This is a genomic window from Streptomyces sp. NPDC058637 (assembly GCF_042717325.1).
GTDB lineage: Bacteria > Actinomycetota > Actinomycetes > Streptomycetales > Streptomycetaceae > Streptomyces.
The window spans coordinates 14,501-38,258 of the sequence record NZ_JBHXRD010000040.1 but is presented as its reverse complement, the minus strand read 5'-3'; the positions used below and the strand labels follow the sequence as shown (position 1 = coordinate 38,258).

The 23,758-nt window shown below is 70.3% G+C and carries 21 protein-coding genes and 1 pseudogene; 11 read left to right on the top strand and 11 right to left on the bottom strand.

The genetic code is table 11. The annotated features are described in order from the left end of the window. Positions 1 to 1,469: 1,469 nt before the first annotated feature. The 5 genes and pseudogenes from rfbA to ACFWVP_RS30375 all read left to right on the top strand — a co-directional run. A pseudogene (gene rfbA, locus ACFWVP_RS30395) lies at positions 1,470 to 2,324 on the top strand (glucose-1-phosphate thymidylyltransferase RfbA); the annotation flags it as partial. Positions 2,325 to 2,571: 247 nt separating this feature from the next. Then, positions 2,572 to 3,174 (top strand): dTDP-4-dehydrorhamnose 3,5-epimerase family protein, encoded by a 603-nt coding sequence (locus ACFWVP_RS30390; RefSeq protein WP_384501186.1) that lies wholly within the window; start codon positions 2,572 to 2,574, stop codon positions 3,172 to 3,174. 58 nt (positions 3,175 to 3,232) lie between these two features. Then, positions 3,233 to 4,408 carry a macrolide family glycosyltransferase gene (locus tag ACFWVP_RS30385; protein WP_384501185.1) on the top strand — a complete coding sequence of 392 codons (1,176 nt, stop codon included), beginning with the start codon at positions 3,233 to 3,235 and terminating at the stop codon, positions 4,406 to 4,408. Positions 4,409 to 4,690: 282 nt separating this feature from the next. Beyond that, entirely contained in the window at positions 4,691 to 5,143 is a 453-nt protein-coding gene (locus tag ACFWVP_RS30380) for a nuclear transport factor 2 family protein (protein WP_384501184.1), read from the top strand. 842 nt (positions 5,144 to 5,985) lie between these two features. After that, complete coding sequence (locus ACFWVP_RS30375; RefSeq protein ID WP_384501183.1) at positions 5,986 to 7,074, top strand: DegT/DnrJ/EryC1/StrS family aminotransferase; 1,089 nt, start codon at positions 5,986 to 5,988, stop codon at positions 7,072 to 7,074. A 42-nt stretch (positions 7,075 to 7,116) separates the two neighbouring features. Here ACFWVP_RS30375 and ACFWVP_RS30370 read toward each other — a convergent pair whose 3' ends face one another. From ACFWVP_RS30370 to ACFWVP_RS30345, 6 genes are all read right to left on the bottom strand, one after another. After that, positions 7,117 to 7,734 (bottom strand): TOPRIM nucleotidyl transferase/hydrolase domain-containing protein, encoded by a 618-nt coding sequence (locus ACFWVP_RS30370; RefSeq protein WP_384501182.1) that lies wholly within the window; start codon positions 7,732 to 7,734, stop codon positions 7,117 to 7,119. A 574-nt stretch (positions 7,735 to 8,308) separates the two neighbouring features. Beyond that, positions 8,309 to 8,779: a DUF3291 domain-containing protein gene (locus ACFWVP_RS30365; protein ID WP_384501181.1), complete on the bottom strand. Its 471-nt coding sequence runs from the start codon at positions 8,777 to 8,779 to the stop codon at positions 8,309 to 8,311. Between the two features lie 48 nt (positions 8,780 to 8,827). After that, positions 8,828 to 9,487 (bottom strand): helix-turn-helix transcriptional regulator, encoded by a 660-nt coding sequence (locus tag ACFWVP_RS30360; RefSeq protein WP_384501180.1) that lies wholly within the window; start codon positions 9,485 to 9,487, stop codon positions 8,828 to 8,830. A 47-nt stretch (positions 9,488 to 9,534) separates the two neighbouring features. Further along, the gene (locus tag ACFWVP_RS30355; RefSeq protein WP_384501212.1) at positions 9,535 to 9,951 is read right to left on the bottom strand and encodes a TetR-like C-terminal domain-containing protein; all 417 of its coding nucleotides are present in this window, start codon (positions 9,949 to 9,951) and stop codon (positions 9,535 to 9,537) included. Continuing rightward, positions 9,894 to 10,109, bottom strand: coding sequence for a hypothetical protein (locus ACFWVP_RS30350; RefSeq protein WP_384501211.1), 216 nt, complete (start codon positions 10,107 to 10,109; stop codon positions 9,894 to 9,896). The genes ACFWVP_RS30355 and ACFWVP_RS30350 overlap by 58 nt, the downstream gene beginning before the upstream one ends. A 442-nt stretch (positions 10,110 to 10,551) precedes the next feature. Further along, positions 10,552 to 11,136 (bottom strand): TerD family protein, encoded by a 585-nt coding sequence (locus ACFWVP_RS30345; RefSeq protein WP_384501179.1) that lies wholly within the window; start codon positions 11,134 to 11,136, stop codon positions 10,552 to 10,554. A gap of 464 nt (positions 11,137 to 11,600) precedes the next feature. Between ACFWVP_RS30345 and ACFWVP_RS30340 the strand changes: the two genes are divergently transcribed. After that, the gene (locus ACFWVP_RS30340; RefSeq protein WP_384501178.1) at positions 11,601 to 13,367 is read left to right on the top strand and encodes an ABC transporter ATP-binding protein; all 1,767 of its coding nucleotides are present in this window, start codon (positions 11,601 to 11,603) and stop codon (positions 13,365 to 13,367) included. 152 nt (positions 13,368 to 13,519) lie between these two features. Here the strand turns inward: ACFWVP_RS30340 and ACFWVP_RS30335 are convergent, their stop codons facing one another. Next, positions 13,520 to 14,053 (bottom strand): AAA family ATPase, encoded by a 534-nt coding sequence (locus ACFWVP_RS30335; protein WP_384501210.1) that lies wholly within the window; start codon positions 14,051 to 14,053, stop codon positions 13,520 to 13,522. Positions 14,054 to 14,324: 271 nt separating this feature from the next. Here ACFWVP_RS30335 and ACFWVP_RS30330 point away from each other — a divergent pair, with 271 nt between their 5' ends. Both ACFWVP_RS30330 and ACFWVP_RS30325 read left to right on the top strand, forming a co-directional pair. Continuing rightward, on the top strand, positions 14,325 to 14,756 hold the full coding sequence (locus tag ACFWVP_RS30330; RefSeq protein WP_384501177.1) for a VOC family protein: 432 nt from the start codon (positions 14,325 to 14,327) through the stop codon (positions 14,754 to 14,756). Positions 14,757 to 14,939: 183 nt separating this feature from the next. Continuing rightward, positions 14,940 to 15,581, top strand: coding sequence for a hypothetical protein (locus ACFWVP_RS30325; RefSeq protein WP_384501176.1), 642 nt, complete (start codon positions 14,940 to 14,942; stop codon positions 15,579 to 15,581). Between the two features lie 90 nt (positions 15,582 to 15,671). Here the strand turns inward: ACFWVP_RS30325 and ACFWVP_RS30320 are convergent, their stop codons facing one another. Continuing rightward, complete coding sequence (locus ACFWVP_RS30320) at positions 15,672 to 16,874, bottom strand: MFS transporter (protein WP_384501175.1); 1,203 nt, start codon at positions 16,872 to 16,874, stop codon at positions 15,672 to 15,674. Positions 16,875 to 17,154: 280 nt separating this feature from the next. Between ACFWVP_RS30320 and ACFWVP_RS30315 the strand changes: the two genes are divergently transcribed. The 3 genes from ACFWVP_RS30315 to ACFWVP_RS30305 all read left to right on the top strand — a co-directional run bounded on the left by ACFWVP_RS30315 (position 17,155) and on the right by ACFWVP_RS30305 (position 19,852). Then, complete coding sequence (locus tag ACFWVP_RS30315; protein WP_384501174.1) at positions 17,155 to 18,372, top strand: cysteine desulfurase-like protein; 1,218 nt, start codon at positions 17,155 to 17,157, stop codon at positions 18,370 to 18,372. Positions 18,373 to 18,441: 69 nt separating this feature from the next. Next, positions 18,442 to 19,215, top strand: coding sequence for an SAM-dependent methyltransferase (locus ACFWVP_RS30310; RefSeq protein WP_384501173.1), 774 nt, complete (start codon positions 18,442 to 18,444; stop codon positions 19,213 to 19,215). A gap of 214 nt (positions 19,216 to 19,429) precedes the next feature. Then, on the top strand, positions 19,430 to 19,852 hold the full coding sequence (locus ACFWVP_RS30305; RefSeq protein ID WP_384501172.1) for a PPOX class F420-dependent oxidoreductase: 423 nt from the start codon (positions 19,430 to 19,432) through the stop codon (positions 19,850 to 19,852). 119 nt (positions 19,853 to 19,971) lie between these two features. Here the strand turns inward: ACFWVP_RS30305 and ACFWVP_RS30300 are convergent, their stop codons facing one another. The 3 genes from ACFWVP_RS30300 to ACFWVP_RS30290 form a co-directional block, all read right to left on the bottom strand. After that, positions 19,972 to 20,661 carry a hypothetical protein gene (locus tag ACFWVP_RS30300; protein WP_384501171.1) on the bottom strand — a complete coding sequence of 230 codons (690 nt, stop codon included), beginning with the start codon at positions 20,659 to 20,661 and terminating at the stop codon, positions 19,972 to 19,974. Between the two features lie 411 nt (positions 20,662 to 21,072). Beyond that, positions 21,073 to 23,355: an ATP-binding cassette domain-containing protein gene (locus ACFWVP_RS30295; protein WP_384501170.1), complete on the bottom strand. Its 2,283-nt coding sequence runs from the start codon at positions 23,353 to 23,355 to the stop codon at positions 21,073 to 21,075. A gap of 106 nt (positions 23,356 to 23,461) precedes the next feature. Beyond that, a complete protein-coding gene (locus ACFWVP_RS30290; RefSeq protein ID WP_384501169.1) occupies positions 23,462 to 23,689 on the bottom strand; it encodes a hypothetical protein in 228 nt (75 codons plus the stop codon). Positions 23,690 to 23,758: the final 69 nt, after the last annotated feature.

Below are 23,758 nucleotides of genomic sequence, written 5' to 3'. Positions count from 1 at the left end.
CTGCTCTGCGGCGACAGCCGGGAAAAGACGATCAGGGCCTCACCCGACAGCCTCCGAGGAACCGTCACCGGGCCCGCGGGCCGCCCGTACGGCCCGGCCGGAACACGGAAGCAACAACCTCCCTGGCGGCCCACGCCGGCCGGCGGAGAATCCGCGCCGCACGAAACCGTCAGCCCGGGCGCCGCGCAGCGCGTTCACCAGGCGGCAGCCGCGACCGGACGTGCACCGCAAGTCGTCGTGAACACACACCGGACCTGCTCCCCGCCACCCGGCGGGCACCCCCCTGGCGGCGCCCGCACCCTACGCCCGCCCAGCCGCCAGACGGCGACCGCGACCGCGAAGGAGCACACCTTCCAGACGGGGCCCGCCTGGGAAGGCCGTGATGATCCCGCCCCGGAACGGCGTACCCGGTGACGTGACAGTGCCAGGCCCTCCCGTACGCCCCCCGCGTCCTCCAGAGGCAGGCCGCAGGAACAACAGCCCCACCGCCGTGCCCTGCGAGGCTGTCGCCGTGCTCCGGCCGCCCGCCTGAGCAGCGGACTTCCGGCCGGCTCACAGCGGACGAACCATGCGGGCACGAACCGGGCGGTCACCGAAGGGGCGGCAACAACCGGACCGCGGCACCGCCGGCACCCTGCCCACCGCCCCTCCCCCCGGTCCCGGACCCCCACCTCCCAGGCCCGCCTGCCCACACCCCGCCTCCACCCCCACACCCACACCCAGCGCCGGTGCCGGTGCCGGCACCGGTGCCGGTGCCGGTGCAGCCCGGTACGCGGGTTCGCCCATGCCCCGGGGTGGCGCCCGTGCGCCGCTGTAGCGGTCATGCCGGTCAGGCTCCCGGGAACACACCTCTGCGACGGTGACAGCGCCTGCGCGTGCGCCGCACCAGCGGACTGCAGAACGAAAAGGCACCGCCGTACGCGCACAGCCAGGACAGAGGCAGGACGCAGGGTCCAGGACGCGCTCGTATGGCGGCAGGTACGGGAGCGGGACGGGGACGGCGGCAGCTGCCGGGCGGGAACGAGGACGGGTACCCCGTGCCGGGCGGGAACAGGCGCCGTGTGTCACGGCCAGGTACAGAACGGAGCGGGAGCCGCCTGCGCCACACGCGGATACACCAACCGGGAGCCGCCTGCGTAACGCGGATAGGGGAACCGGCAAAGGCCGCCTGCGCGACGCCGGTACGGGAACGGGGTGCAGGCGGATACGGGAACGGGCGGCGGGCCGGGCCTGCGCCGCGGGGCGCGGCGGGGCGGGAACGGTACGGTCCGCGCCGCGGGGCGGGGCGGGAACGCGGCGGTCCGCGCCGCACGGGAAACGGGGCGGGGCGCAGGGACGGGGTGCCGTGAAGGAACAGGGCGGGGCGGGGAGGGTGCCGGCTTCCGCCACCGGGCGAGGTGTGGGGTGGGGTGGGTGGCGCCCACCCGGCCTCGATCGGCGCTATAGGCGGCGTCCTTAGCCTCCGGAACATGCGAGGCATCATCTTGGCCGGCGGGACCGGCTCCCGGCTGTGGCCGGTCACCCAAGTCATGTCGAAACAGCTCATGCCTGTGTTCGACAAGCCGATGATCTACTACCCTCTGTCCACCCTGGTGCTGGCGGGCGTGCGGGACATCCTCGTCATCACCATGCCCTCCGAGCGCCACTCCTTCGAGCGGCTGCTGGGCGACGGGTCGCAGCTGGGCCTGCAGATCCAGTACGCGACGCAGCCCAGCCCCGGAGGCATCGCCCAGGCGTTCCTGATCGGGGCGGACTTCATCGGGGACGAACCGGTCGCGCTCATCCTCGGCGACAACATCTTCCACGGCGTCGGCCTCGGGGACCAGCTGAAGGCGCACTCCCACCCCCAGGGCGGGCACATCTTCGCCTACCCGGTGGCCAACCCGAGCGCGTTCGGTGTCCTGGACTTCGACCGCGAGGGACGCGTCCTGTCCATCGAGGAGAAACCCGCACACCCCAAATCGAGGTACGTGGTGCCCGGGCTCTACTTCTACGACAACCGTGTCGTCGAGATCGCCGGGTCCCTGCGGCCCAGCGCACGCGGCGAGCTGGAGATCACCGAGGTCAACCAGGCCTACCTGCGCCGAGGTGAACTCGCCGTGACCGTCCTGGACCGCGGCACCGCGTGGCTGGACACCGGGACGTTCGCCTCGATGGTGCAGGCCTCGGAATTCGTCCGGGTCATCGAGGAACGCCAGGGACTGAAGATCGGCTGCGTCGAGGAAGCGGCCTGGCGCAACGGGCTCATCGGCGACGACCGGCTGCGTGAACTCGCCCGGCCGCTCATGCCCAGCGGCTACGGAACCTACCTCACCGGGCTCCTGGACGCCGCCGCCGAAGAAGTCCAGCAGCCCCACCCCGCCGAAGAGACCCGCCACACCCGCCCCACCACACAGCACACCCCCGCCCCCGCCCCGGACACCCTCCCCGACCCCACCCCGGACGCCACCCCCGCCGGGCAGAGCCGGCAGCCCGCCCCCGCCGGGCAGACCCGGCCGGGAGCCACGGCCGAAGACGCCTGGCAGCCGGTCCCGGTCGGCGCCGGCGCCACCCGGTGAGAAGGAGACCCTGATGGAGATCGAAGAGCTCGGCATCGAGGGCGTCCACCTCGTCAGGCCACAGGTCCACGAAGATACCCGCGGCGCGTTCCTGGAACTGTTCGCCGCCCACCGCCTGGCCGCCCTGACCGGCCGCCCCATGAACGTGGCACAGGTCAACTGCTCCGTCTCCCGGCGCGGCACGATCCGCGGGATCCACCTCACCGCGGCCCCGCCCGGCGAAGCGAAGTACGTCACCTGCGTGAGCGGCACGGTCATCGACGTCGTCGTCGACGTCCGCGTCGGCTCACCCACCTACGGCCGGTCCCTGGCCGTCGAGCTGGACGACCGCCGGCGCCACGCCCTGTACATCGCCGAAGGCCTCGGCCACGGCTTCGCCGCCGTCAGCGACACCGCCGTCGTCACCTACCTGTGCGACAACACCTACACCCCGGGCACCGCGATCTCGATCAACCCCCTGGACCCCCAGCTCGCCCTGCCCTGGCCCCCCGTCACCGACATCATCCTGTCCGACAAGGACAGGAACGCACCGACACTCGCCCAGACCGAAGCCCTGGGCGTCCTGCCCCGCTACGACGACCTGCGCACCCGGACACCGGCCCGGGCGCACGGGTGACGCGGCGTCACCCACCGGCCAAGACACCGACACCAGGAACAGGAACAGGAACACACCCATGAGCAGGCACATCGCCTTCCTGAACATCCCCGCGGCCGGTCACGTCACCCCGACCCTGGGCGTCGTCGAAGAACTCGTGCGCCGCGGACACAAGGTCAGCTACCTCGCCGCGGACGCCGTCGCCGAACGCATCGCCGCCACCGGCGCCGACATCATCCCCTACACCACCACCCTGGACCCCCGCACGATCGCACCCACCGGCGCACAGGACTGGCTGGCCCGCGTCCTGCTCGGCGCGGTCCGGGAAGCGGCCGCCACCGCACCCTCACTGGAAGCCCACTTCGGCGACGACCTCCCCGACTGCCTCGTCTACGACATCTCCATGCAGTTCCTGGGCCGTGTCATGTCCCGCAAACTCGGGATCCCCGGCATCCAGCTCTACCCCGTCCTGGCCTCCCACCAGTACTTCACCGAAGCGAAGGACGCGGCCCAGGGACTGTTCGGCGACCTCACCCGCGAACTCCGCGCGTTCGCCGACTCCCACGGACTGCACGACGTCCCCCTGGACGACCTCATGTCCGACGCACCCCGCAACATCTCCTTCATGCCACGCGAGTTCCAGACCGACGCCGACACCTTCCCCGAGGACCAGTACACCTTCGTCGGGATCCCCCTGCGCGAAAGCGACCTCCAGGGCACCTGGCGGCCCGCCAACGACAACCCCGTCGTCCTGATCTCCCTGGGCACCACCTTCAACACCCAGCCCGAGTTCTTCGCGATGTGCGCCAAAGCCTTCGAAGGACTGCCCTGGCACGTCGTCATCGCCGCCGGCCCCGGCGTCGACCTCGAAGCCGTCGGCGAACTCCCCCCCAACGCCGAGATCCACCCCTGGCTCACCCTCCAGGCCGTCCTCGAACACGCCGGAGCGTTCGTCTGCCACGGCGGCGCCGGCAGCACCATGAACGCCCTGTACGCGGGAGTTCCCCTCGTGTCCGTCCCGCACAACGGTGACGAGGAGATGATCGCCGCGCGGACCGGCGAGCTGAACCTCGGACGTGTCCTGACCCCGGCACAAGTCACCGCGCAGTCCCTACGCGAAGCCGTCCTGGACGTCGCGTCCGACCCCGTCATCCAGACCAACGTAGATGACATGCGCCGATACATGCAGAAAGCCGGTGGCGCACCCCGCGCAGCCGACACGATCCTCAACCACCTCACCACCACAACCACGTGACCACCACCACCACATGACCGCGTAACCACCACCACCACGACCGCGTAACCGCCACCACGACCACGTGACCACCACCACCGCGTGACCGCCACCACCACATGACCGGCACAGCCAAGCAGCCACCCACCACCCGGTGACCAGCACGACCGGCCGGCAGCCACCACCCGGTGACGGGCACGACCCAGGGACCGCCACCACCCGGTGACGGGCACAACGAAGTAACCGCCACCACCCGGTGACGGGCACCGCCAAGAGACCGACCCGGCCCCGCAGGAGACAGCGATGAACTCACACGACCTCACCACCAAGCTCGTCCCCCACGACCTGTACCTGGAGATCCAGCAGTTCTACGCACTCCAGCTCAAGATCCTCGACCGCGGCGACGGCGCGCAGTGGGCCCGTACCTTCACCCCCGACGGGGTGTTCCAGGCCGCCGACATGCCCGACCCCCTGGTCGGCCGCGATGTCCTGACCACCGCGATCGAACACCAGAGCGTCATGCACGAAGGACTCATCCTGCGCCACTGGGTCGGACAGCTCACCGTCGAACAACTCGACGACAACACCGTCCGCGCCCAGAGCTACGTCATGGTCTACGTCGTCCCCAACCGGACCCTCCTCGACGGAGACGTCCACTTCCGCCACCACACCCTCTGCGACGACGAACTCGTCCGCACCGACGGAACCTGGCTCGTACGCAACCGGTTCGTGACCACCGACGGCGCCTACAAGTAAACCCACCACCATCACCACACCGGGCCCGCAAACCCAGCACCACACCGGCACCGGCACCGGCACCGGCACCGGCACCGGCACGCAGGACCAACACCGGGTTCGCAGGACCGGCACGGGCACATCACCCCGCCGGTGCGGGACCGGCACAACAGGACCCCGCAGCCCCGGACGGCACCAGGACCAGTGAAAACACCGCACGCACGACCCACCGGAGCCCACACCGATGCGACCCGAGCCCCAGCACGGCCCGGGCGCCGGCAGGGTCCGGGCGCCGGCAGGGTCCGGGCGCCGGCAGGGTCCGGGCGCGCCGATGGCGGTCCAAGTGCCAGTGACGGTCCAAGTGCCGGCACGGTCCGGGCGCCGATGGCGGTCCGAGTGCCAGCACGGTCCCGCGCAGTAACGGTCCCGGCCGGTGGCAGTCCGAGCGCCAGCACGGTCCCGCACAGTGGCGGTCCCGGCCGACGCAGTCCAAGTGCCAAAACGGTCCCATGCCGGTGCAGTCCCGGCCGGCGGCAGCCCCGTACCGGCGGCAGCCCCGTACCGGTGGCAGTCCCGTACCGGTGGCAGTCCCGGCCGGCGGCGGTCCCGGCCGGTGGCAGTCCGAGCGCCAGCACGGTCCCGCGCAGTGGCAGTGCGGGACCGGCCGGCACCACTTCGGCAGGCGGCTACCTACCGGTGCCGTGCGGACCAACACCCGTGCGGTGCCGGCAGAGGTGCCCGGACACACCGGCCCCCTTTACCCCCCGACCACCACCAGCACCCCCGCCACCGGCACTCCACCCACCGGAGCGCCCCCACCCACCGAGGGAACCACCCACATGATCCCCCTCTTCAAAGTAGCCATGTCCGACCAGGCATCCGCACTCGTCGGCAAAGTCCTGGACAGCGGCTACATCGGCCAGGGCACCAAAGTCGACGAACTCGAACACGCCCTCGCCCAACGCCTGGACAACCCCCGCGTCCTGACCGTCAGCAGCGCCACCGCCGGACTCCACCTCGCCCTCCACCTCGTCGCGACCGAAACCCCACACGACGGCGAAGTCCTCGCCACCGCCCTGACCTGCACCGCCACGAACTGGCCCATCCTCGCCAACCACATGCGCATCCGCTGGGTCGACACCGACCCCGACACCCTCAACCTCGACCTCAACGACCTCGCCCGCAAAATCACCCCCACCACCCGCGCGATCGTCCTCGTCCACTGGGGCGGCTACCCCGTCGACCTCGACCACCTCAACCGCATCCTCGACCAAGCCGAACACGACCACGGCAACCGCCCCCGCGTCATCGAAGACTGCGCCGACGCCTGGGGCGCCACCTACAAAAACACCCCCCTCGGCGGCCACGGCAACATCGCCGTCTACAGCTTCCAAGCCGTCAAACACCTCACCACCGGCGACGGCGGCCTGATCGTCCTGCCCGACGACGACCTCCTCGAACGCGCCCGCCGCCTCCGCTGGTACGGCATCGACCGCGACACCGGACCCAACCGCTTCAAAAACGACATCCCCGAATACGGCTACAAAGCCAACATGAACGACATCAACGCCACCATCGGCCTCGCCAACCTCACCCTCGCCGACACCAACCTCGAAAAACACCGCGAAAACGCCGCCTACTACGACACCGAACTCGCCCACACCCCCGGACTCCAACTCACCCAACGCAAACCCGACCGCAACCCCTCCTTCCTCTACTACACCCTCAAAGTCGAAAACCGCACCGCCTTCACCCACCACCTCAACAAAAACGGCATCACCACCAGCGAAATCCACCACCGCAACGACCACTACACCACCACCCACCCCTACACCACCCCCCTCCCCCAACTCGACACCCTCACCCACCAACACATCTCCATCCCCGTCGGCTGGTGGCTCACCCCCACCCACCTCAAACACATCACCCACACCATCAAAACCGGCTGGTAAAAAAACAAAAAAGGGGCGCCGCTTGCCGCCGCACACCAGCGGTCAGAGGCTCGCCAGCAGGTTGTCCAGCGGAGCAGGCACGCCGTCAGGATCGAGGGCCTCCACGAGGACACGCCCGTAGTGGATCTTCCGACCCTTCTTCGTCCCCAGGAAACGCCGCAACTGCTGCTGCGCAGTCCTGCCGCGCTGCGCCGGCTGACCCATGAAGGTCCGCAGCGCACGCAGATCCCCTTCTCCCCGAACCAGTTCCTCCACCCGTCCCACGCCCAGCGCACGAATGAGTTCATCCTCCAGGTCCGCCGCGCAGACGAAGAACTCCTGCTCCGCAGCGCCCGCCCGCTCCAGGCCGCGGGCGTAGTAGTGACGTTCCGCTTCGTCGCACAGCCCTGTGAGGCGGAGGCCCAGGCCGGGTGAGCCGAGGAGACCGGCAAAGCGCCCGATGCTCATCGCCCCGCCCATCGGCAGGACACAGACCCCCTCGGCCGCCAGGTCCCGGCCGCGGCTCGCGGCCAGAGCGCCGACCGCTGCGGCGTCACTCGGCCCTTCGAGCAGGACCGCAGTACGGACCGACAACCGCGTGGCCAGCTCACGCGCGGGGTCACCGGGGCCACCGGCCGCCCACGCGGATACCGCTTCCCGGAACGATCCCATATCAGCCATGGGACGAGTCTCCGTCCATGGCCACCACCGGACCAAGCGATTTCGCCGACCCGACGATCAACTCAAAAGCTCCTGTCGCACGAGCGGGAGAGGGCTTGGCTCCGGTGTTGCGGATCGGTGTGGTGACTCGCCAGATAGTCGACGGCGAGGTGGCGGATCGTCTCGTCCACGATGGGGAACTCATCTCGGGCAGCCTGCGTTCCACACGCAGCGCGCCGGTCCGGGACCCGCGTCTCGCGTCCACGCGGAAGAACTCGGCGTACCGGGACACCGGGGACAGGGGCTGGTGCGGCAGTTCCACCGACCGGAGGCCGGCCGGCCCGCCGACCAGTTCGCCACCGCCAAGTACGGGGACCCGCAGGGGTAGTTGCGGTTGGTCAGCGCGACCACCTCACGACCTTCCCGCGAATTCGGTTCGGCCTCGATGCTCAGCGCCGGGCTGCGCACGTAGAAGAACAGTGACGCGCACTCCGGCGCCTGGGCCACCGTGGACGACGATGGATGGCCGGCGCCAGTCGGCCGAGGAGACCCAGGCTGGGGCTTCAGCGCGTGGCTTCTGCGAACTGATCGCCCGTCACGCCGCCGGCGAGCCTGTCGGCGCTGGGTGTGGTGCCCGGAAGGTGAATGCCCCGGGCCCTTCGCCGGTCTCGCGGATCAGGGCGATGCGGTCCATCGCCTCGGCGACGCTCGGGCGGTGCCCGGAAGGGACCCACCACAGCGCGTGGTGGAAGTCGGCAAGTCGCTCGAACCACTCCCGGCGGCGCGAGAGCACCCTGAGGTGCTCGCTGCGGTAGGTGTAGTCCCGCAGCGCTTCGACCGATTCCCAGACCGAGCAGTTGATCAGGAGCATGTCGTCGTCATGCTCGGGGCGCAGGTTGGTCGAATCGGCTCCGCCCTCGTCGACCATGCGCCAGACGAAGCCGGGAGCCTGATCGGCGACGGCGTTGATCTCCGGGAGTTGCGCGACGAAGTCGGCGAGTTGGGGACTGTCGAGCGGGGCGAGGATCCGCCCGACGTTGACCTGGGCAAGGTGGAAGTCGTTCACGGGGCCAGCATGCCCGGGTGAACCTTCTAAAGTCAATGAAAGTTGTTTTTAGACTTCCCCGGCCGCCCGGAGAGCGACACAACACCCCTGCGGAAGCGGATCCATCGCCGCGCGCCACCCTTGCCCCTCCGGCAGCCCGGCGAGCAGACCCTCGACGCCTGCGAGGTTCATCCCGCAGACCAGAGCGGGGAACTGATCCGCCAGCACATGGAACGGGCAGTTGTTCAGCCGCAGAGTCTCGCCGTCCCAGAACGGCTCGTAGCCGCGCGATCGCAGCACCTCGACCGGATCGGCCTCGCCGTTCGATTCGCCACCCTCGGCCTCACCGGCAGCCCTTGCCGCCGCCTGCAGCTCCGCGTCGAGCCCGGCGCGCTCCACCACCTCGGCGAGCAGGCGGCTCGCCGTGTCGTAGGAACGGGGCGGCACGGACACCGCACGCTCGCCCTCAGCCCGCCGGTACATCTTCGCGGGCCGCCCGGCCCCCGGACCGCTGCGTCCCGAGAGCCGCCGGAAGCACACTTCGAGCAGCCCCGCCTCGACCAGCTTGTCCAGGTGGAACGCCGCGAGCGAACGAGAGATCCCGGCCGCTTCGGCCGCCGCGTCCCTCCCCACTTCGCCCCGTGTCCCGCTGACATGCCGATACAGTCCACGCCGCACCGGATCACCCAGTACGACCAACGCCTCCAGGGCGGCATCCTCACTGCTCACGACACGATTCTATAACCAACGTTCATTGATACCGGCAGAGCCATCGTTCATCGATGCCGGCCACCCCTTACGCCCAGCACCCCCGGCCGGACGATGGCTGCCGAGCAGACCCGCGTAAGGACCGACGCGCTTCCGCCACAGCTACAGCTACAGCCACGACCGCGCACCAGAGGCAGGAAGACCTCGTTGACGACCTCGACGAGAGCGGCGTCCGGCACGACCGGAACGCCCCGCGTCATGCACTCGTTCCGCAGCAGTGCCACCGGCGCGGACGCGACCCTCGGGTGCGGTGCCTCAGGCGCGGCCTCGCCCCGGGCCACCGCCCGGCCGAGCACCGTCAGCCACGCCGCCGGGCGCGGGATCGCCCAGTTCGGCCAGCAGTCCTGCGCGCTGCCCGCCGCCGCGATCAGGCCGCGCAGGATCTCCCCGTACGGCGACGACCAGGTGCTGTTCGCCCGTCGCAGCAGCTCCGGCGCGTCCTCGCGCAGCGACCGGTGTCCGACACCGTGGTCTCGACGGCGGCCAGCCGACGGTAGGCGGCGACGCCGAGCGCGACGCGATTCGGCCAACGGCGATGGATCGCGATCTTGTTCGTGCCCGCCCGCCGGGCCACTTCGTCCATGGTGAGGCCGACGACGCCGGACTCACTCGGCGTCTCCGCCACCGACCGCAGGATCGCTTCCTCCAGTTCAGCCCCACGCCGTCGCGGCGCCCCAGCCTGCCACCGGAACTCGGCGCCGCTCGCCCTTCGGTGAACGACCAGCAGCCGCTCGCGAGGGCGGCGTCTGCTGGTCGTCCCCGTTCGCTCCGGGGCCCGAAAGGCTCTGAGCCCGTCGGACGCCATGAGCCGTCCGTGACAGCGGTCCTGTCCGCTCCCTGTCCGCGCAGTGCGCGCCGCGCAATCGGGCCCCGGCCAGGCCCAAAGGGCGACAGCGGCCACGGTCTTCGGAGCGGCGTGGCGCACCGCCGGAATCCGGCTGCGCCGCGCGCCTGGCTGTTCTTCGTATCCGGCCGGGAGAACTCGACCCGGCCGTCCAGGCCTCGCGGCAGCGCCGGAGCGTTCGCTACTTGCTCACGGCGAAGCGCATCAGGTCACGCTCGTCGCCCTGCTTGATCTTGCCCGTCTCGTTGATCACCTGGAGCTTCCAGCCCGCACCGTCCCGGATCGCCTTGGCCACGGCGCAGCCGTTGTCGTCGGTCAGCAGGCTCGGCCAGATGTCGGCGACCTGCTGGGTGGTGCCCCCGGTCGCGTCGTAGACCTTGAAGCTGATGTTCCGCGCGCTCTGGAAGTTGCTCCGCTTCTTGTACGCGGCAGCGATGAACACGATGGCGGTGATGTTGGACGGTACGCGGGCGAACTCGACCGTCACCGTCTCGTCGTCGCCGTCTCCGCGCCCGGTCTGGTTGTCCCCGCTGTGCAGCAGGGAACCGTTGCCCAGCGGGTCCAGGGAGTCGAGTCCGGCCAGCCGTACGGGCTCCGCGCCCTGCATCGCGACAGCGATCAGGTCGAGGTCGGTGCCGGCCTTCTGCCGCAGCTTGCCCAGCAGCCCTCCGCTGCTCCCCACGGTCGGGTCCCAGGACACCCCGATGGACAGGTGGGTCACCCCACCGAGGTCGGCGGGACCGTCTTCCTTCTTCAACGTGATCATGCGTGATCCTCTTGGTCGCGAGATTGCTACACCTGCAGTGTGCCTGGTCCCCCAGGTGCCGAGTCCTGCCGGGGCGGATACGCGCGGCCTGCGGTCAGCGGTGGCCCCAGGTCCCGGGGGCCTGCCGGGACCGGAGCCGTGGATCCGTTCCCTTTCCGGCGGGCTCGTGTACGGCTGGCCGGGAACGCCGGTGAGGCCGAACGGCGCCGCACGTGGGAACTCCTCGGCGAGCTCGCGGGCCGAGGGACGGGCCTTCGACAGGGCGCCGCCGGTCCGCCCGGTTCCGCACGTCGCGCGTGTTCCCGAAGGCGCGCGACATCCACCGGGCCGGACGGACGCCGAACTGCGCGGCAAAACCGACGCCACGCCCCGTCGGCACGCCCCGCCAATGCCGCCGCGGTACCACAGAGCAGTCGATCGAGAAAGCGCTTTCCCGCCTGTCGAGGATACGGTGAGATGGTGCCATGAAGCATCCCGTCCCCAATCACCTGGACCACTGCTACCGCGGCGAGCACCCGGTGCGCACCCTCGGTCACCTCTTCCGCCCCGACCGTGGCGCGCTGTTGCTCGCCGCCTGCATCTTCGTCGTGAAGCACAGCCCCATCTGGCTGATGCCCCTGATCACGGCGACGGTGCTGGACGTCGTCATCCAGCACGGCCCGCAGGCCGAGTTGTGGCAGGCGACCGGCATCCTGCTCTTCATCCTCGTGATCAACTATCCGCTGCACCAGTGGTACGTACGCCTGCTGGGCGGCAGCATCCGCCGCATGGGCACGGCACTACGCTCGGCCCTGTGCCGTCGGCTGCAGCACCTGTCCATCGGCTACCACGCTCGCGTCAATTCCAGTGTCCTGCAGACCAAGGTCGTCCGGGACGTGGAGTCGGTGGAACAGATGGTGCAGCAGAGCTCCGACATGGGACTGGGTGCGCTGGTGACCCTGACGGGTGGCCTCGTCGTCATCGGATTCCGTACTCCCGAGTTCCTGCCGGTGTTCCTGATAGTCGTCCCCGCGGCCGGGTTCCTGGTGATGCGCCTGCGGCATCGGCTGCGCACCCACAACGAGCACTTCCGGCGCGAGATGGAGAACTTCTCCTCGCACGTGGGCGAGATGACCACCCTCATCCCCATCACCCGTGCCCACGGCCTGGAACGCGCCGCGCTGGGCCGCGTCGACGGCTCCCTGCGCCAGGTCTTCGCGGCAGGCCTGCGGCTCGATGTCATGAACGGCCGCTTCAACTCCGCGGCCTGGGTGATGCTCAACGTGCTCGGGGTCCTCTGCCTGACGGGCTCGGGCCTCGTCGCCTACCACGGACTGCTGCCGGTGACCCCCGGCGACGTCGTCATGCTCAGCACCTTCTTCACCGTGCTGACCAGCTCGGTGACGACACTGCTCGGGCTGGCTCCCGTCATCAGCAAGGGGCTGGAGTCGGTGCGCTCCGTCGGCGAGGTGCTCCAGGCTCCTGACCTGGAGAGCAACGAGGGCAAGGCCCCGGTCGAGCGGGTGACCGGCCTCATCGACTTCCAGCAGGTCGGATTCGCGTACGACGAAGCGGCCCCGGCTGTCGACGCGTTCACCCTCACCGCGCGTCCCGGCGAGACGATCGCCCTGGTCGGCGCGTCCGGCGCGGGCAAGTCGACGGTGCTGAACCTGCTGATCGGCTTCATCCGGCCGACGACGGGCAGCATTCTCCTCGACGGCGTGGACATGGCGACGCTCGACCTGCGGAGCTACCGCCGGTTCCTGTCCGTGGTGCCGCAGGAATCGATTCTGTTCGAGGGCAGCATCCGCGACAACGTGACCTACGGCCTCAACGACATCGACGAGGAGAGGCTGCGACGTGCCCTGCGGGATGCGAACGCGCTCGAATTCGTGGAGGGGCTGCCCGACGGCCTGGACTCGGTGGTCGGCGAGCGGGGGGCGCGCCTGTCCGGCGGCCAGAAGCAGCGTCTGGCCATCGCCCGCGCCCTGATCCGCGACCCGCGCATCCTGGTTCTCGACGAGGCGACATCGGCGCTGGACAACCGTTCCGAGGCACTCGTTCAGGAAGCGCTGGGCCGTCTCGTGCAGGGACGTACCGTTTTCGTGGTGGCACATCGCCTCTCCACGATCCAGGGCGCCGACCGCATCGTCGTGATGGAGGGCGGCAGGATCACGGAGGCGGGTACGCATACGGAGCTCCTCTCCAGGGGCGGGACGTATGCGGAACTGCAGCCGGCCGTGCACAGCTAGGTGCTCCCGGCGGGGCCGGTGCCACGTCGGGTTCGGTCATGCGCCAGGGACGGGGGCGTTCCCCCGGGCCCTGCCGCGCAGGACGCCGTGCATGTCGCCGGGGCCGCCCGTCGACGGGAGGCGCGAAGTCGTGCACACAGAGGCCGAGGCGGTCAGTCCTCCGACGGAGGCAGGCCCGCCAGGCCTGTGTCGAGCATGATGTGGTCGATCGTTTCGCCGAGCGTGCTGTCCGGCCCGATCACGCTCTCGAAGCTGCCGGGGAGCAGATCGCGCTCGCGGTACCAGGCGCTCATCTCCTCCCTGCCGTACTCGTTCGCCTGCGGCTTGGTGGCGTGGCGGGCGAGTGTCTCCTCGAACGGCACCTGCAGGTAGTAGGCGTGGGTCCGGCCTCGGTGGTCGGCGCGCAGCCGGGCGAGCATGTCGCCGTAGTGGTCGGCGTAGAGGATGCCTTCGACGACCACGTGATAGCCCGTGTCCAGTGCGTAGCGGGCCGTCAGGTCGATCAGGCCGATGTTCGACGCTCCCGGACGGTCGCGCTCGCGCAGGACGGTCCGGCGGAGGTTGTCCTGCCCGACCAGGGCAATGCCTCGGCCGAACCTCTCACGGAGGCCGACCGCGACACTCGACTTCCCCGAAGCGCTGTTGCCACGCAGCAGCACCAGCCGCGTCTCCTCGGTGCCCACCATCACGGCGGCCACCCTACCGACTGCCGGTGTGACCGCGGGGCGCCTGCACCCGTCGCGACGTGGGGCCGGCCCCTCCGCCGCGCCGCACCCGACCGGGACCCGGGTGAATGGTCGAAGTACGGGGACGCACTGGCGTTTCGGCGGGCGTGGCGGGGCCTCGTGGGTAACGGTGGAGCCGCTTCCGTACTCGCGGTGGCTCCGGTACGCACGTGGCTTCGTCCGGGACGGCCTGCCCGGCCGGGCCGTGCGGACCCCTCCGAGGAGAATCTCCATGAACTGGACACTCGAAGTCATCCCGGTCCCGGTGACCGACATGGACCGGGCGAAGGCGTTCTACGCCGAGAAGGCCGGTTTCACCCTGGACCTCGATGACGAGATCGCCCCCGGAATGCGGATCATCCAGATGACCCCGCCGGGCTCGCGGTGTTCTATCGCGATGCTGCAGGGAATGCCCGCGGCACCGGGGATGAAGGAGATGGCCCCCGGGACGCTCCAGGGCCTGCAGGTCTGTGTCACGGACATCGAGGCGGCGAGGGAGGAACTCGTCGGCCGCGGTGCGGAGGTCTCCCCGGTGCGCCACGTGGGAGCGAACGGCTGGGAGGACGGCAAGGGCGAGGCGTGGAACTCGTTCATGTCGTTCAGTGATCCGGACGGCAACGGCTGGGTCGTCCAGGAGGCCCCCAGTGAGCTGTCGGCACGCTGAACGAAGGAACGGGTGCCCGTTGTCAGGACCGGCGGCGGGTACGCACCCCGGGCGGCGCACAGGCGGCCGGGCATGCCCTCGGCTCGTGGACCAGGGGCAGGCACTCGCCGGAAGCTGTGGCCGGGCCCCGGAGGCCGCCGCAGGACGGCCGAACGGGCGGTGGCGGCCGACCAGGGTTCAGGCATGCGTACGAAGAAGATCATCGCGGCGACAGGCGGTCTGGGCCTGGTTTTCACGGCCTGCGGGTCGGATTCGGACGTCCGCCCGCAGGGCTACTCCTTTCCGGAACTGCCCCAGGCCGTCGCCCATCCGGTCCGGCAGCCGTCCGACCTGCCGATGCCGTGGGGGGAGCCCGGGGACGACTTCCCCGAGGTCGTTGCCTCCGGCTTGCGCGGGAAGACGATCGACATGGCCAACACCGCCGGGGAGACCACCGCCCGGTGTCCTTCCGACCTCGTGTTGAAGGAAGGCGCCGAGGCCGTGTGCGTGAGCACGTTCGAGGTCCTGGAGGACGAGTGGGACGTCATCGTGGGACCGGCGTCAAACGCCCACGGACAGCGGGTCCAGTGGAGCGCCGAACCCCGCAGCGGCATCCTCACTCGCGACGGTGTCGCCAACCAGGTCTACGACCATTACAGCGAGCCCGGCCTCGTGCGCCGCAGCGACATCCCGAAGGCTGTCCTCGTCCCCATGTCCGGCGTCTCCGGCCACAGCTGTCAGACCGTGGTGGACGGGAAGGCCGGGAAGCCCGTGCCGATCGAAGTGGGCCTGGTCCACCCGAGGTTGCAATGCGGGCAGCGGACCCTCAAAGCCTGCGTGGGGTGAATGCCGGCCCGCGCGCCGACCCGGCTCCCGCGGCTGAGGATCCGCTCAGCATGTTCACGGCCGCACCGGGCTCCCTGTCGTACCGGCCGTTCACCCCGGCTCCCGTACCGGCTCCCGTACCGGCCGCCGGAACAGGTAGACCGCCGCGGTCAGGACCAGCACAGCCATGCAGGCGATGAAGACCAGTCCCGCGTCCTTCAGACCGATCGGTCCGGACAGCACCCCGACACCGATCACCGGCACCGAGATTCCCGCGTAGGCCACCACGAACAGCGTCGAGATCACGGAGGCCCGCCGGTCCGCCGGGCTCGCCCCGGCAACCGCCGACAGTGCCCCGCGAAACGCCAGCCCCTGCCCGCTCCCGCCGACGAACGCGCTCAGCGCCACCAGCAGGAGCAGGTCCCACCACAGCGCACCCGCGAGCAGCGCAAGCCCGCCGAACAGCCCGGCGCAGCCCCAGAGCAACGACCGGCCGACGCCGATCCGGCCGGCCAGCAGTTGTCCGGCGGTCGAGGCGAAGAACGCCAGCGCGACGACAGCCCCGCTCACAGCGTGGTTGTCCACGTCCAGGAACGCGGCGAGGAACGCGGGGCTGACCGAGGTGAAGACGCCGAACAGCGCGAAGCCCACGAACGAGGCGATCGCCGCGGGCCCGAACACCGCGCGTACCTGTGCGGGCACCCCGGGCCGCCGGGGCCGTACGGTACGCAGCGGACGCCGCTCCTTCACCGTCTCCGCGAGGCCCAGGAGGACGGTGGCCGAGGCGCCCAGCAGCGCGAGGTGCACGAGGAAGGGCAGGTACAGAGGCCAGGGCGCGTACTGCGCGAGCAGCCCGGCGAGCAGCGGCCCGCAGCCGAGCCCGCCCATGTTGGCGGCCGTCGCCACGAACGTGGCCCTGGAGGTGCCGCCGCGCGGCGCCGACTCCATCACGTACGCCGTCGCGGCCCCCGTGAACAGGCCGGCGGAAAGGCCCGACAGCAGCCGCCCCGCGAACAGCCAGGGCAGGCCGGTGGCGCACAGGAAGCAGACGGCACTCGCGGCGGCGGATCCCAGGCCCCACAGCAGCACGGGCCGCCTGCCGACGGCGTCCGAGACGTTGCCCATCAGGAGGAGCACGCCGATGACCCCGAAGGCGTAGACGGCGTACACGACGGTCACCGTCAGCTCGGAGAATCCGAACTTCTCCTGGTAGAGGCCGTACAGAGGTGTGGGCAGCGTGGTGCCTGCCATGCACACCAGGAACACCGCACCGCTGAGGAAACACTGGCGCCAGCCTTGGCGATCACCGTCCATGGGCCGACGCTAACCCCCGGGCGCCGCCGGGACCGGTTCGGCGTGCCCGGCATGCCGCCGCCGTACGGGGTCGTCCGGGTGGAAGAGCGGGTGGCTGGGGGCCGGCCGGTTCGCGGCGGGGGTGTCGCCTTCGAGGGGAGCGCGCTCACCGGGCGTCGAGGCGCCCTGCGATGATCGTCCCGAACCGCGACTCGTTCTTGTCGTCCCAAGGGCCGGGCCGGCCGTGTGTGTTCCGCGAACGCTCCGGCACGGAACCGGCTCTCCATTGTGAGGAGCCTCCGTGACGTATGACGTCGGTGCCCTGCGCGCCCTGTTTCCCGCCCTGCGAGCCGGTACCGCGCACTTCGACGGTCCCGGGGGGACGCAGACTCCGACCCCCGTGATCGAGGCCTTCGCCGACGCGTTGAGCCGGCCCCTGTCGATCCGTGGGACGGGTCTGCCCGGCGAGGTCAACGCCGAGGCGATCGTCGGAGGATTCCGGCAGGCCATGGCGGATCTGTTGGGTGCGGACCCGTCGGGCATCGTGCACGGGCGCAGCGCGACGCAGCTCACGTACGACGTCGCCCGCGTGCTGGCGAAGTCGTGGGAACCCGGTGACGAGGTCGTCGTCAGCCGGCTGGACCACGATTCCAACATCCGCCCCTGGCTGCAGGCCGCCCGGTCGGCCGGTGCCGTGATCCGGTGGGCCGACTTCGACCCGCTGACGGGTGAGCTGCCGCCCTCCGCCATAGGTGACCTGCTGAACGGGCGGACCCGGCTGGTCGCGGTGACGGCGGCGTCCAACCTGATCGGTACGCGCCCCGACATCGCCGCGATCTCCCGTCTCGTCCACGGAGCGGGTGCGCTGCTGTACGTCGACGGTGTGCACTACACCGCGCACAGCTTCGTGGACGTGGCCGAGCTCGGTGCCGACTTCTTCGTCTGTTCGCCCTACAAGTTCTTCGGCCCTCACCACGGTGTCCTGGCCGCCGCGCCGGACCTGCTGGAGGGGCTGCGCCCCGACAAGCTGCTGCCGTCCTCGGACACGGTCCCCGAGCGCTTCGAACTGGGTACGCTGCCTTACGAGTCCCTGGCCGCCACCCGTGCCGCCGTCGACTTTCTCGCCGGTCTCGCGGGCGGTTCCTCAGGCGGCCGGCGCGCACGCCTGCGGTCCTCGCTCGCCGCGATCGAGGAACACGAGACAGCGGTGAGCGCTCCCCTGGAGCAGGCACTCGCGTCGATGCCCGGCGTCACGGTCCACTCGCGGGCGGCCGACCGCACGCCCACGCTGCTCCTGACCTTCGACGGGCTGGACGCGGCGGACGCCTACCGCTGCCTGGCGGGACTGGGGGTGCACGCGCCGGCGGGGTCCTTCTACGCGATCGAGGCCTCACGCCACCTCGGGCTGGGTGATGCCGGCGGACTGCGTGTGGGGCTGTCGCCGTACTCCGACGGGAGCGACGTCGAGCGGCTGTTGGAGGGGCTCGCCGCGTTTCTGCGGGGCTCCCCCACTCCGTAGGGAAGGGAACTCACGCGCCCGGCGATATCCGGTTGTCCGAACGTCCGTGATCCGCTTGGGTTGCGGCTCGTGACCGTCTTCGATGATCTGCTGCGCCCGGACCGCTATCCGCGCTCGTCCCGCTACGACCCTGCCTGGCTGCTCGGGCTGGACATGGGGCCGCACCCCTTGTGGCTGCTGGAGAACCTTGCCGAGGACCTTGATCTGCGCCCGGGTATGCGGGTTCTCGATCTCGGTTCCGGCAAGGGTGCGACGTCGGTGTTCCTGGCGCGCGAGTACGGCGTCCAGGTGGTGGCCGCGGACTGGTGGATCGGCGCGGACGAGGCTGCGGCCGTCTTCGCCGCGGCCGGTGTCGGCGACCGGGTGGAGGCCGTACACGCGGAGGCGCATGTGCTGCCTTTCGATCAGGAGAGCTTCGACGCCGTCGTGAGTGTCGACGCCTTCGAGTACTTCGGTACGGCGGACGGCTATCTGCCCTACCTCGCCGGGTTCCTGCGTCCGGGCGGCCAGTTGGGCATGGCGACGCCCGCGATGACGCGTGAGGTCCGTGAGCTGGGCGCGATCCCACGTCATGTGAAGGACGTGGTCGGATGGGAGGCGATCGCCTGGCACACGGCCGAATGGTGGCGCTTCCAGTGGGAGATCACCGAGCTCGTGACGGTCACGTCCGCGCGGCTGCAGCCGGATGCCTGGCGGGACTGGCTGCTGTGGGCACGGGCGGGCGCCGAGTTCCGGCCGGACGGCCGGGCTGCGAACCAGCCCGTGATCGACATGCTCACCGCGGACGGCGGGGAGTTCCTCAGCTTCGCGCTGGTGACCGCGCGCAAGGCGAGCGCGGGCTGATCCCCTGCCCGTGCCCGTGCGCCGCTGGACGGGCAGGGGCGCACACCCTGCATGGCTCTGATGAGATGCCTTGCGGGTCGTCGACGCGTGCCGACGGGAGGCGGTGCGGGATGTCGCTCCCGATGTGTGGCAGCGTAGGAGCGCGCGTTCCTGATCACGCCGTGCGGTACACCGCCGCGGGTGGGTCAGGGCGGTCCGACGAAGAGGAGAGAACATGTCCGAGCCGCCGCTCCCCGACGCCGCGGTCGCCATGCTGAGGAAGCCGAATCCGGCTGTCATCGCCACGTTGCGTGCCGACGGACAGCCGGTGTCCACGGCGACCTGGTACCTCTGGGACGACGGCCGGGTGCTGGTCAACATGGACGAGGGCCGCAGACGACTCGACCATGTGCGCAACGACCCACGGGTCACCCTGACCGTGATCGACGAGGCTGACTGGTACACCCATGTGACCCTCATCGGGCGCATCGTCGAACTGCGCGACGACACCGGTCTGGCCGACATCGACAGGTTGTCCCGGCACTACCTCGGGCAGCCGTACTCCCAGCGTGACCGTGACCGGGTGAGCGCCTGGATCGAGATCGACCGTTGGCACGGGTGGGGCGGCTTCCGCGACAGCAGCCAGGCGGGCGGCTGAGCCCGGCCCTTTGTGTCGGTCCCGCCCGTACGCCGCTGCGGCCGACCGCACGGCCAGACCTCGTGCCGGAGCGTGTACGGGGGCGATGGACCGCCCCCGTACACAGGACGCGGTGCGCGTCAGCCGAGGAGGCGTGCTCGCAGTTCGGCTGCTGAGGTGCCGGGCAGTTCGGGGAGCAGGGTGAGTGCCGCGGCGATGAGTTCCTGGCTCGCCTGCGGGTCGTCGCGGACCGCGTCGAAGGCCGCCGCCGCCGTCATCGGGGCGAGTCTGTACCGCCAGGCCGGGTGGGCGTGCGTCGAAGCGTAGTGGTCGGTCAAGGTCTCGATGGGGGTCAGTTCGCCACCCGCCCGCCGTAGGAGCGGCGCCAGGCCGTACCTGCCGATCATGTCGCAGATGTCGTGGGTTTCCGCCCTGTTGCGGTGGTGGCCGTCGCGGACCTCGTAGATCACCGCGTACACCAGTCGGCGCTCACGGTCCGTCGAGGGGATCGGCAGGCTGACATCCCGCCAGAACTCCTCGACGGCTGCGGGACTGGTCACGGGGCGGTGGTGGGCCTCCGCGGCGGAGGTGGCGACCGTCAGCCGGACGGCTCCGAGCGCGACGGTCTCCTCCGCGTACCGGCGCACGTACCGGAGCCCTTCGGCGAGGTCCGGTTCCGCTTCCTGGGCTGCTCGCCGAACGAACGTGACTGTCGGCCCGTCGGTCCACACGAACGTCCAGCCGTGGGTGGAGGCGGAGTACTCGGCCTCGATCCGCGCGGGCAGGGCGGCGGCGAGCCGGCGGAGCCGGTCGGCGCGGTTAGCGCTCATGGGACCGGGGAGCGTCGGCCGTGGTCCGCGAGGTGTGCCGCGGGTGCCCGACGGCCGCGTTGCTGTCCCGGGACCCGTCCACGATCATGCCGGTGGTCGTGGGAGATGTTCGGCCGGATCCGCGGACATACGTGCCGTCCCCCGTCGAGAATCCGTCGGAACGCTGGTCCCCTCCCCCGTTGTCCGTCCGGGCCGGTTCCTGTGTCCCGGACCGTTGCGCGTCGAAGCCGTGGCGGGGGTACGGGGGGCCGGCTCGAGAATCGCCTCCGCAGTCGCCGTCGCCCGGCAGCGGTCGCGGAGGGTGGGAATGCCGGGCGGTCGGCGAGCGGCATCACGAACGTTCACGTGTCCGTCCCATCGATTCCTCCGACATTCCCGCACCCCGGCCGCCCTCTCGCCCTCCCGCCCGTCTCAGACCCCGACGTACTCCCGCAGATGGCGTGCGGTCAGGGTGTCCCCTCCGGCGACCAGGTCCGCGGGCGTCCCCTCGAAGACCACGCGGCCGCCGTCGTGTCCGGCCCCCGGACCGAGGTCGACGAGCCAGTCCGCGTGGGCCATCACGGCCTGGTGGTGCTCGATGACGATCACGGTGTTGCCGGCGTCCACCAACCGGTCGACGAGGGCGAGGAGCTGGTCCACATCGGCCATGTGCAGACCCGTGGTCGGCTCGTCGAGCACGTAGGTCGCGGCCTTCTCCGCCATGTGGATGGCGAGCTTGAGGCGCTGCCGCTCGCCGCCGGAGAGGGTGTTGAGGGGCTGCCCGAGCCGGAGGTAGCCGAGGCCGACGTCATGCAGTCGTCCGAGGATGGTGTGTGCCTGGCCGGAGCGGAAGAAGTCGTGGGCCTCGGCCACCGACATCCCCAGCACCTCGCTGATGTTCTTGCCGTTCAGGGTGTAGGTGAGTACCTCGGGTGTGAAACGCTTCCCGCCGCACTCCTCGCACACGGATGCCACGCCAGCCATCATGGCGAGGTCGGTGTAGACGAGACCGAGGCCGTTGCATTTGGGGCAGGCGCCCTCCGAGTTGGCGCTGAAGAGTGCCGCCTTGACGCCGTTGGCCTTGGCGAAGGCCGTACGGATGGGATTGAGCAGGCCGGTGTACGTCGCCGGGTTGGAGCGCCGGGAGCCGCGGATGGGTGTCTGGTCGGCGACGACGACACCGTCGCGTGCGGGCAGGCTGCCGTGGATGAGGGAGCTCTTGCCCGACCCGGCGACGCCCGTCACCACGGTCAGGACCCCGAGCGGGATCTCGACGCTGACGTCCTTGAGGTTGTGCAGGTCGGCGCCCTTGATCGACAGGTGACCACGCGGCTCACGCACCTTCTCCCGCAGCTGTGCCCGGTGTTCGAGATGCCGCCCGGTCAGAGTGCCGGAGGCGCGCAGTCCGGGCACATCACCGCTGAAGCAGATCCGGCCGCCGTCCGTGCCCGCGCCCGGGCCGAGGTCGACGACGTGGTCCGCGATGGCGATGACTTCGGGCTTGTGCTCGACGACGAGCACGGTGTTCCCCTTGTCGCGCAGCAGCAACAACAGGTCGTTCATCCGCTGGATGTCGTGGGGGTGGAGCCCGATGGTCGGCTCGTCGAAGACGTACGTGACGTCCGTCAGGCTGGAACCGAGGTGGCGCACCATCTTCACGCGTTGCGCCTCGCCGCCGGAGAGTGTGCCGGCGGGCCGGTCCAGGCTGAGGTAGCCGAGGCCGATCTCCACGAGCGAGTCCAGCAGGTCCCGCAGCCCGGCCAGCAGGGGTGCCACGCCGGGGTCGTCGATCCGGCGCACGAACGTGGCGAGGTCGCTGATCTGCATCGCGGAGCACTCCGCGATGTTCACCCCGTCTATCTTCGAGGACAGCGCTGCGGCGGTGAGCCGGGCCCCCTCGCAGTCGGGACACTCACGGAAGATCACGGCCCGGTCGACGAAGGCCCGGATGTGGGACTGCATGGCGTCGCGGTCCTTGGTGAGCATGGTCCGCTGGACCTTCAGGACGAGCCCTTCGTAGGTGAAGTTGTTGCTGTCCACCTTCACCTTGACCTGCGGCTTGTGGAGGAAATCGTCCCACTCGCGGTCGGTGAAGTCCTTGAGCTTCTTGTCCGGGTCGTAGAAGCCGGAACGGGCCATGATCTGCCAGTACCAGGAGTCCACCGCGAAGTTGGGGACGGTGATGGCGCCCTCGTTCAGCGACTTCTCGCGGTCGACCAGCTGGTCGAGGTCGATGTCCGACACCTGGCCGGCGCCTTCGCACCGCGGGCACATGCCTTCCGGGAGGTTGAAGCTGAAGGCTCCGGACGTGCCGATGTGCGGTGTGCCGAGGCGTGAGAAGACGATCCGCAGCATGGTGTACGCGTCGGTGGCGGTGCCTACGGTGGAGCGGGAGTTGGCGCCCATCCGCTCCTGGTCCACGACGATCGCGGCGCTCAGATTGTGCAGCGCGTCCACGTCGGGCCGGCCCAGGCTCGGCATGAACGACTGGACGAACGCGGTGTACGTCTCGTTGATCAGCCGCTGGGACTCGGCCGCGATGGTGCCGAAGACGAGCGAGGACTTCCCTGATCCGGAAACGCCGGTGAACACCGTGAGCCTGCGCTTCGGGATGTCCAGCGACACGTCGGCGAGGTTGTTCTCACGCGCACCACGGACCTGGATGACGTGGTGGCCGTCGGCCGGCGTCGTTGCTGGAGTCGTCGCTGAAGTCATGGGGTCGACCGTAACGGAGGGCACTGACAACGGCCGGTCCCTCGTCCCGCGGAAGGCCCGGTCCCCGGCTCCGGCCGGGACGGGTCACCTGCCGGACGGGCCTTCGTCACGGCAGGAGTTCGGCCCGCCGGTACTGGTGAGGACGCCCGCCGGCCCACTCCACCATGGTCGGATCGGCCAGGAGGTCCGCGGTTCCGTCGAGCCCGGCGCGGCCGACGAGCTCCAGGACTTCGTCGTCCGACTGCGCGAGCCCCATGATGCGCCCGCGCACGGTGACGCGCCTGCCTCCGGAGGCGGAGATCCGGTGCACGACGATCGGCGGGTTTCCGGCCATGCCCCCAGCGTGCGCCTCCATGTGCGCCCTCGGCCACCGGCGCCGTTCCTCCGGCGAACCCGCGTCCGG

Bases quoted from the DNA above. Each gene is read 5' to 3' on its own strand.
- ACFWVP_RS30390 (WP_384501186.1), top strand. From the start codon at position 2,572: ATGGAGATCGAAGAGCTCGGCATCGAGGGCGTCCACCTCGTCAGGCCA.
- ACFWVP_RS30385 (WP_384501185.1), top strand. From the start codon at position 3,233: ATGAGCAGGCACATCGCCTTCCTGAACATCCCCGCGGCCGGTCACGTC.
- ACFWVP_RS30380 (WP_384501184.1), top strand. From the start codon at position 4,691: ATGAACTCACACGACCTCACCACCAAGCTCGTCCCCCACGACCTGTAC.
- ACFWVP_RS30375 (WP_384501183.1), top strand. From the start codon at position 5,986: ATGTCCGACCAGGCATCCGCACTCGTCGGCAAAGTCCTGGACAGCGGC.
- ACFWVP_RS30370 (WP_384501182.1), bottom strand. From the start codon at position 7,734: ATGGCTGATATGGGATCGTTCCGGGAAGCGGTATCCGCGTGGGCGGCC.
- ACFWVP_RS30350 (WP_384501211.1), bottom strand. From the start codon at position 10,109: ATGGACGAAGTGGCCCGGCGGGCGGGCACGAACAAGATCGCGATCCAT.
- ACFWVP_RS30345 (WP_384501179.1), bottom strand. From the start codon at position 11,136: ATGATCACGTTGAAGAAGGAAGACGGTCCCGCCGACCTCGGTGGGGTG.
- ACFWVP_RS30340 (WP_384501178.1), top strand. From the start codon at position 11,601: ATGAAGCATCCCGTCCCCAATCACCTGGACCACTGCTACCGCGGCGAG.
- ACFWVP_RS30335 (WP_384501210.1), bottom strand. From the start codon at position 14,053: ATGGTGGGCACCGAGGAGACGCGGCTGGTGCTGCTGCGTGGCAACAGC.
- ACFWVP_RS30330 (WP_384501177.1), top strand. From the start codon at position 14,325: ATGAACTGGACACTCGAAGTCATCCCGGTCCCGGTGACCGACATGGAC.
- ACFWVP_RS30325 (WP_384501176.1), top strand. From the start codon at position 14,940: ATGCGTACGAAGAAGATCATCGCGGCGACAGGCGGTCTGGGCCTGGTT.
- ACFWVP_RS30320 (WP_384501175.1), bottom strand. From the start codon at position 16,874: ATGGACGGTGATCGCCAAGGCTGGCGCCAGTGTTTCCTCAGCGGTGCG.
- ACFWVP_RS30305 (WP_384501172.1), top strand. From the start codon at position 19,430: ATGTCCGAGCCGCCGCTCCCCGACGCCGCGGTCGCCATGCTGAGGAAG.
- ACFWVP_RS30300 (WP_384501171.1), bottom strand. From the start codon at position 20,661: ATGAGCGCTAACCGCGCCGACCGGCTCCGCCGGCTCGCCGCCGCCCTG.
- ACFWVP_RS30295 (WP_384501170.1), bottom strand. From the start codon at position 23,355: ATGACTTCAGCGACGACTCCAGCAACGACGCCGGCCGACGGCCACCAC.
- ACFWVP_RS30290 (WP_384501169.1), bottom strand. From the start codon at position 23,689: ATGGCCGGAAACCCGCCGATCGTCGTGCACCGGATCTCCGCCTCCGGA.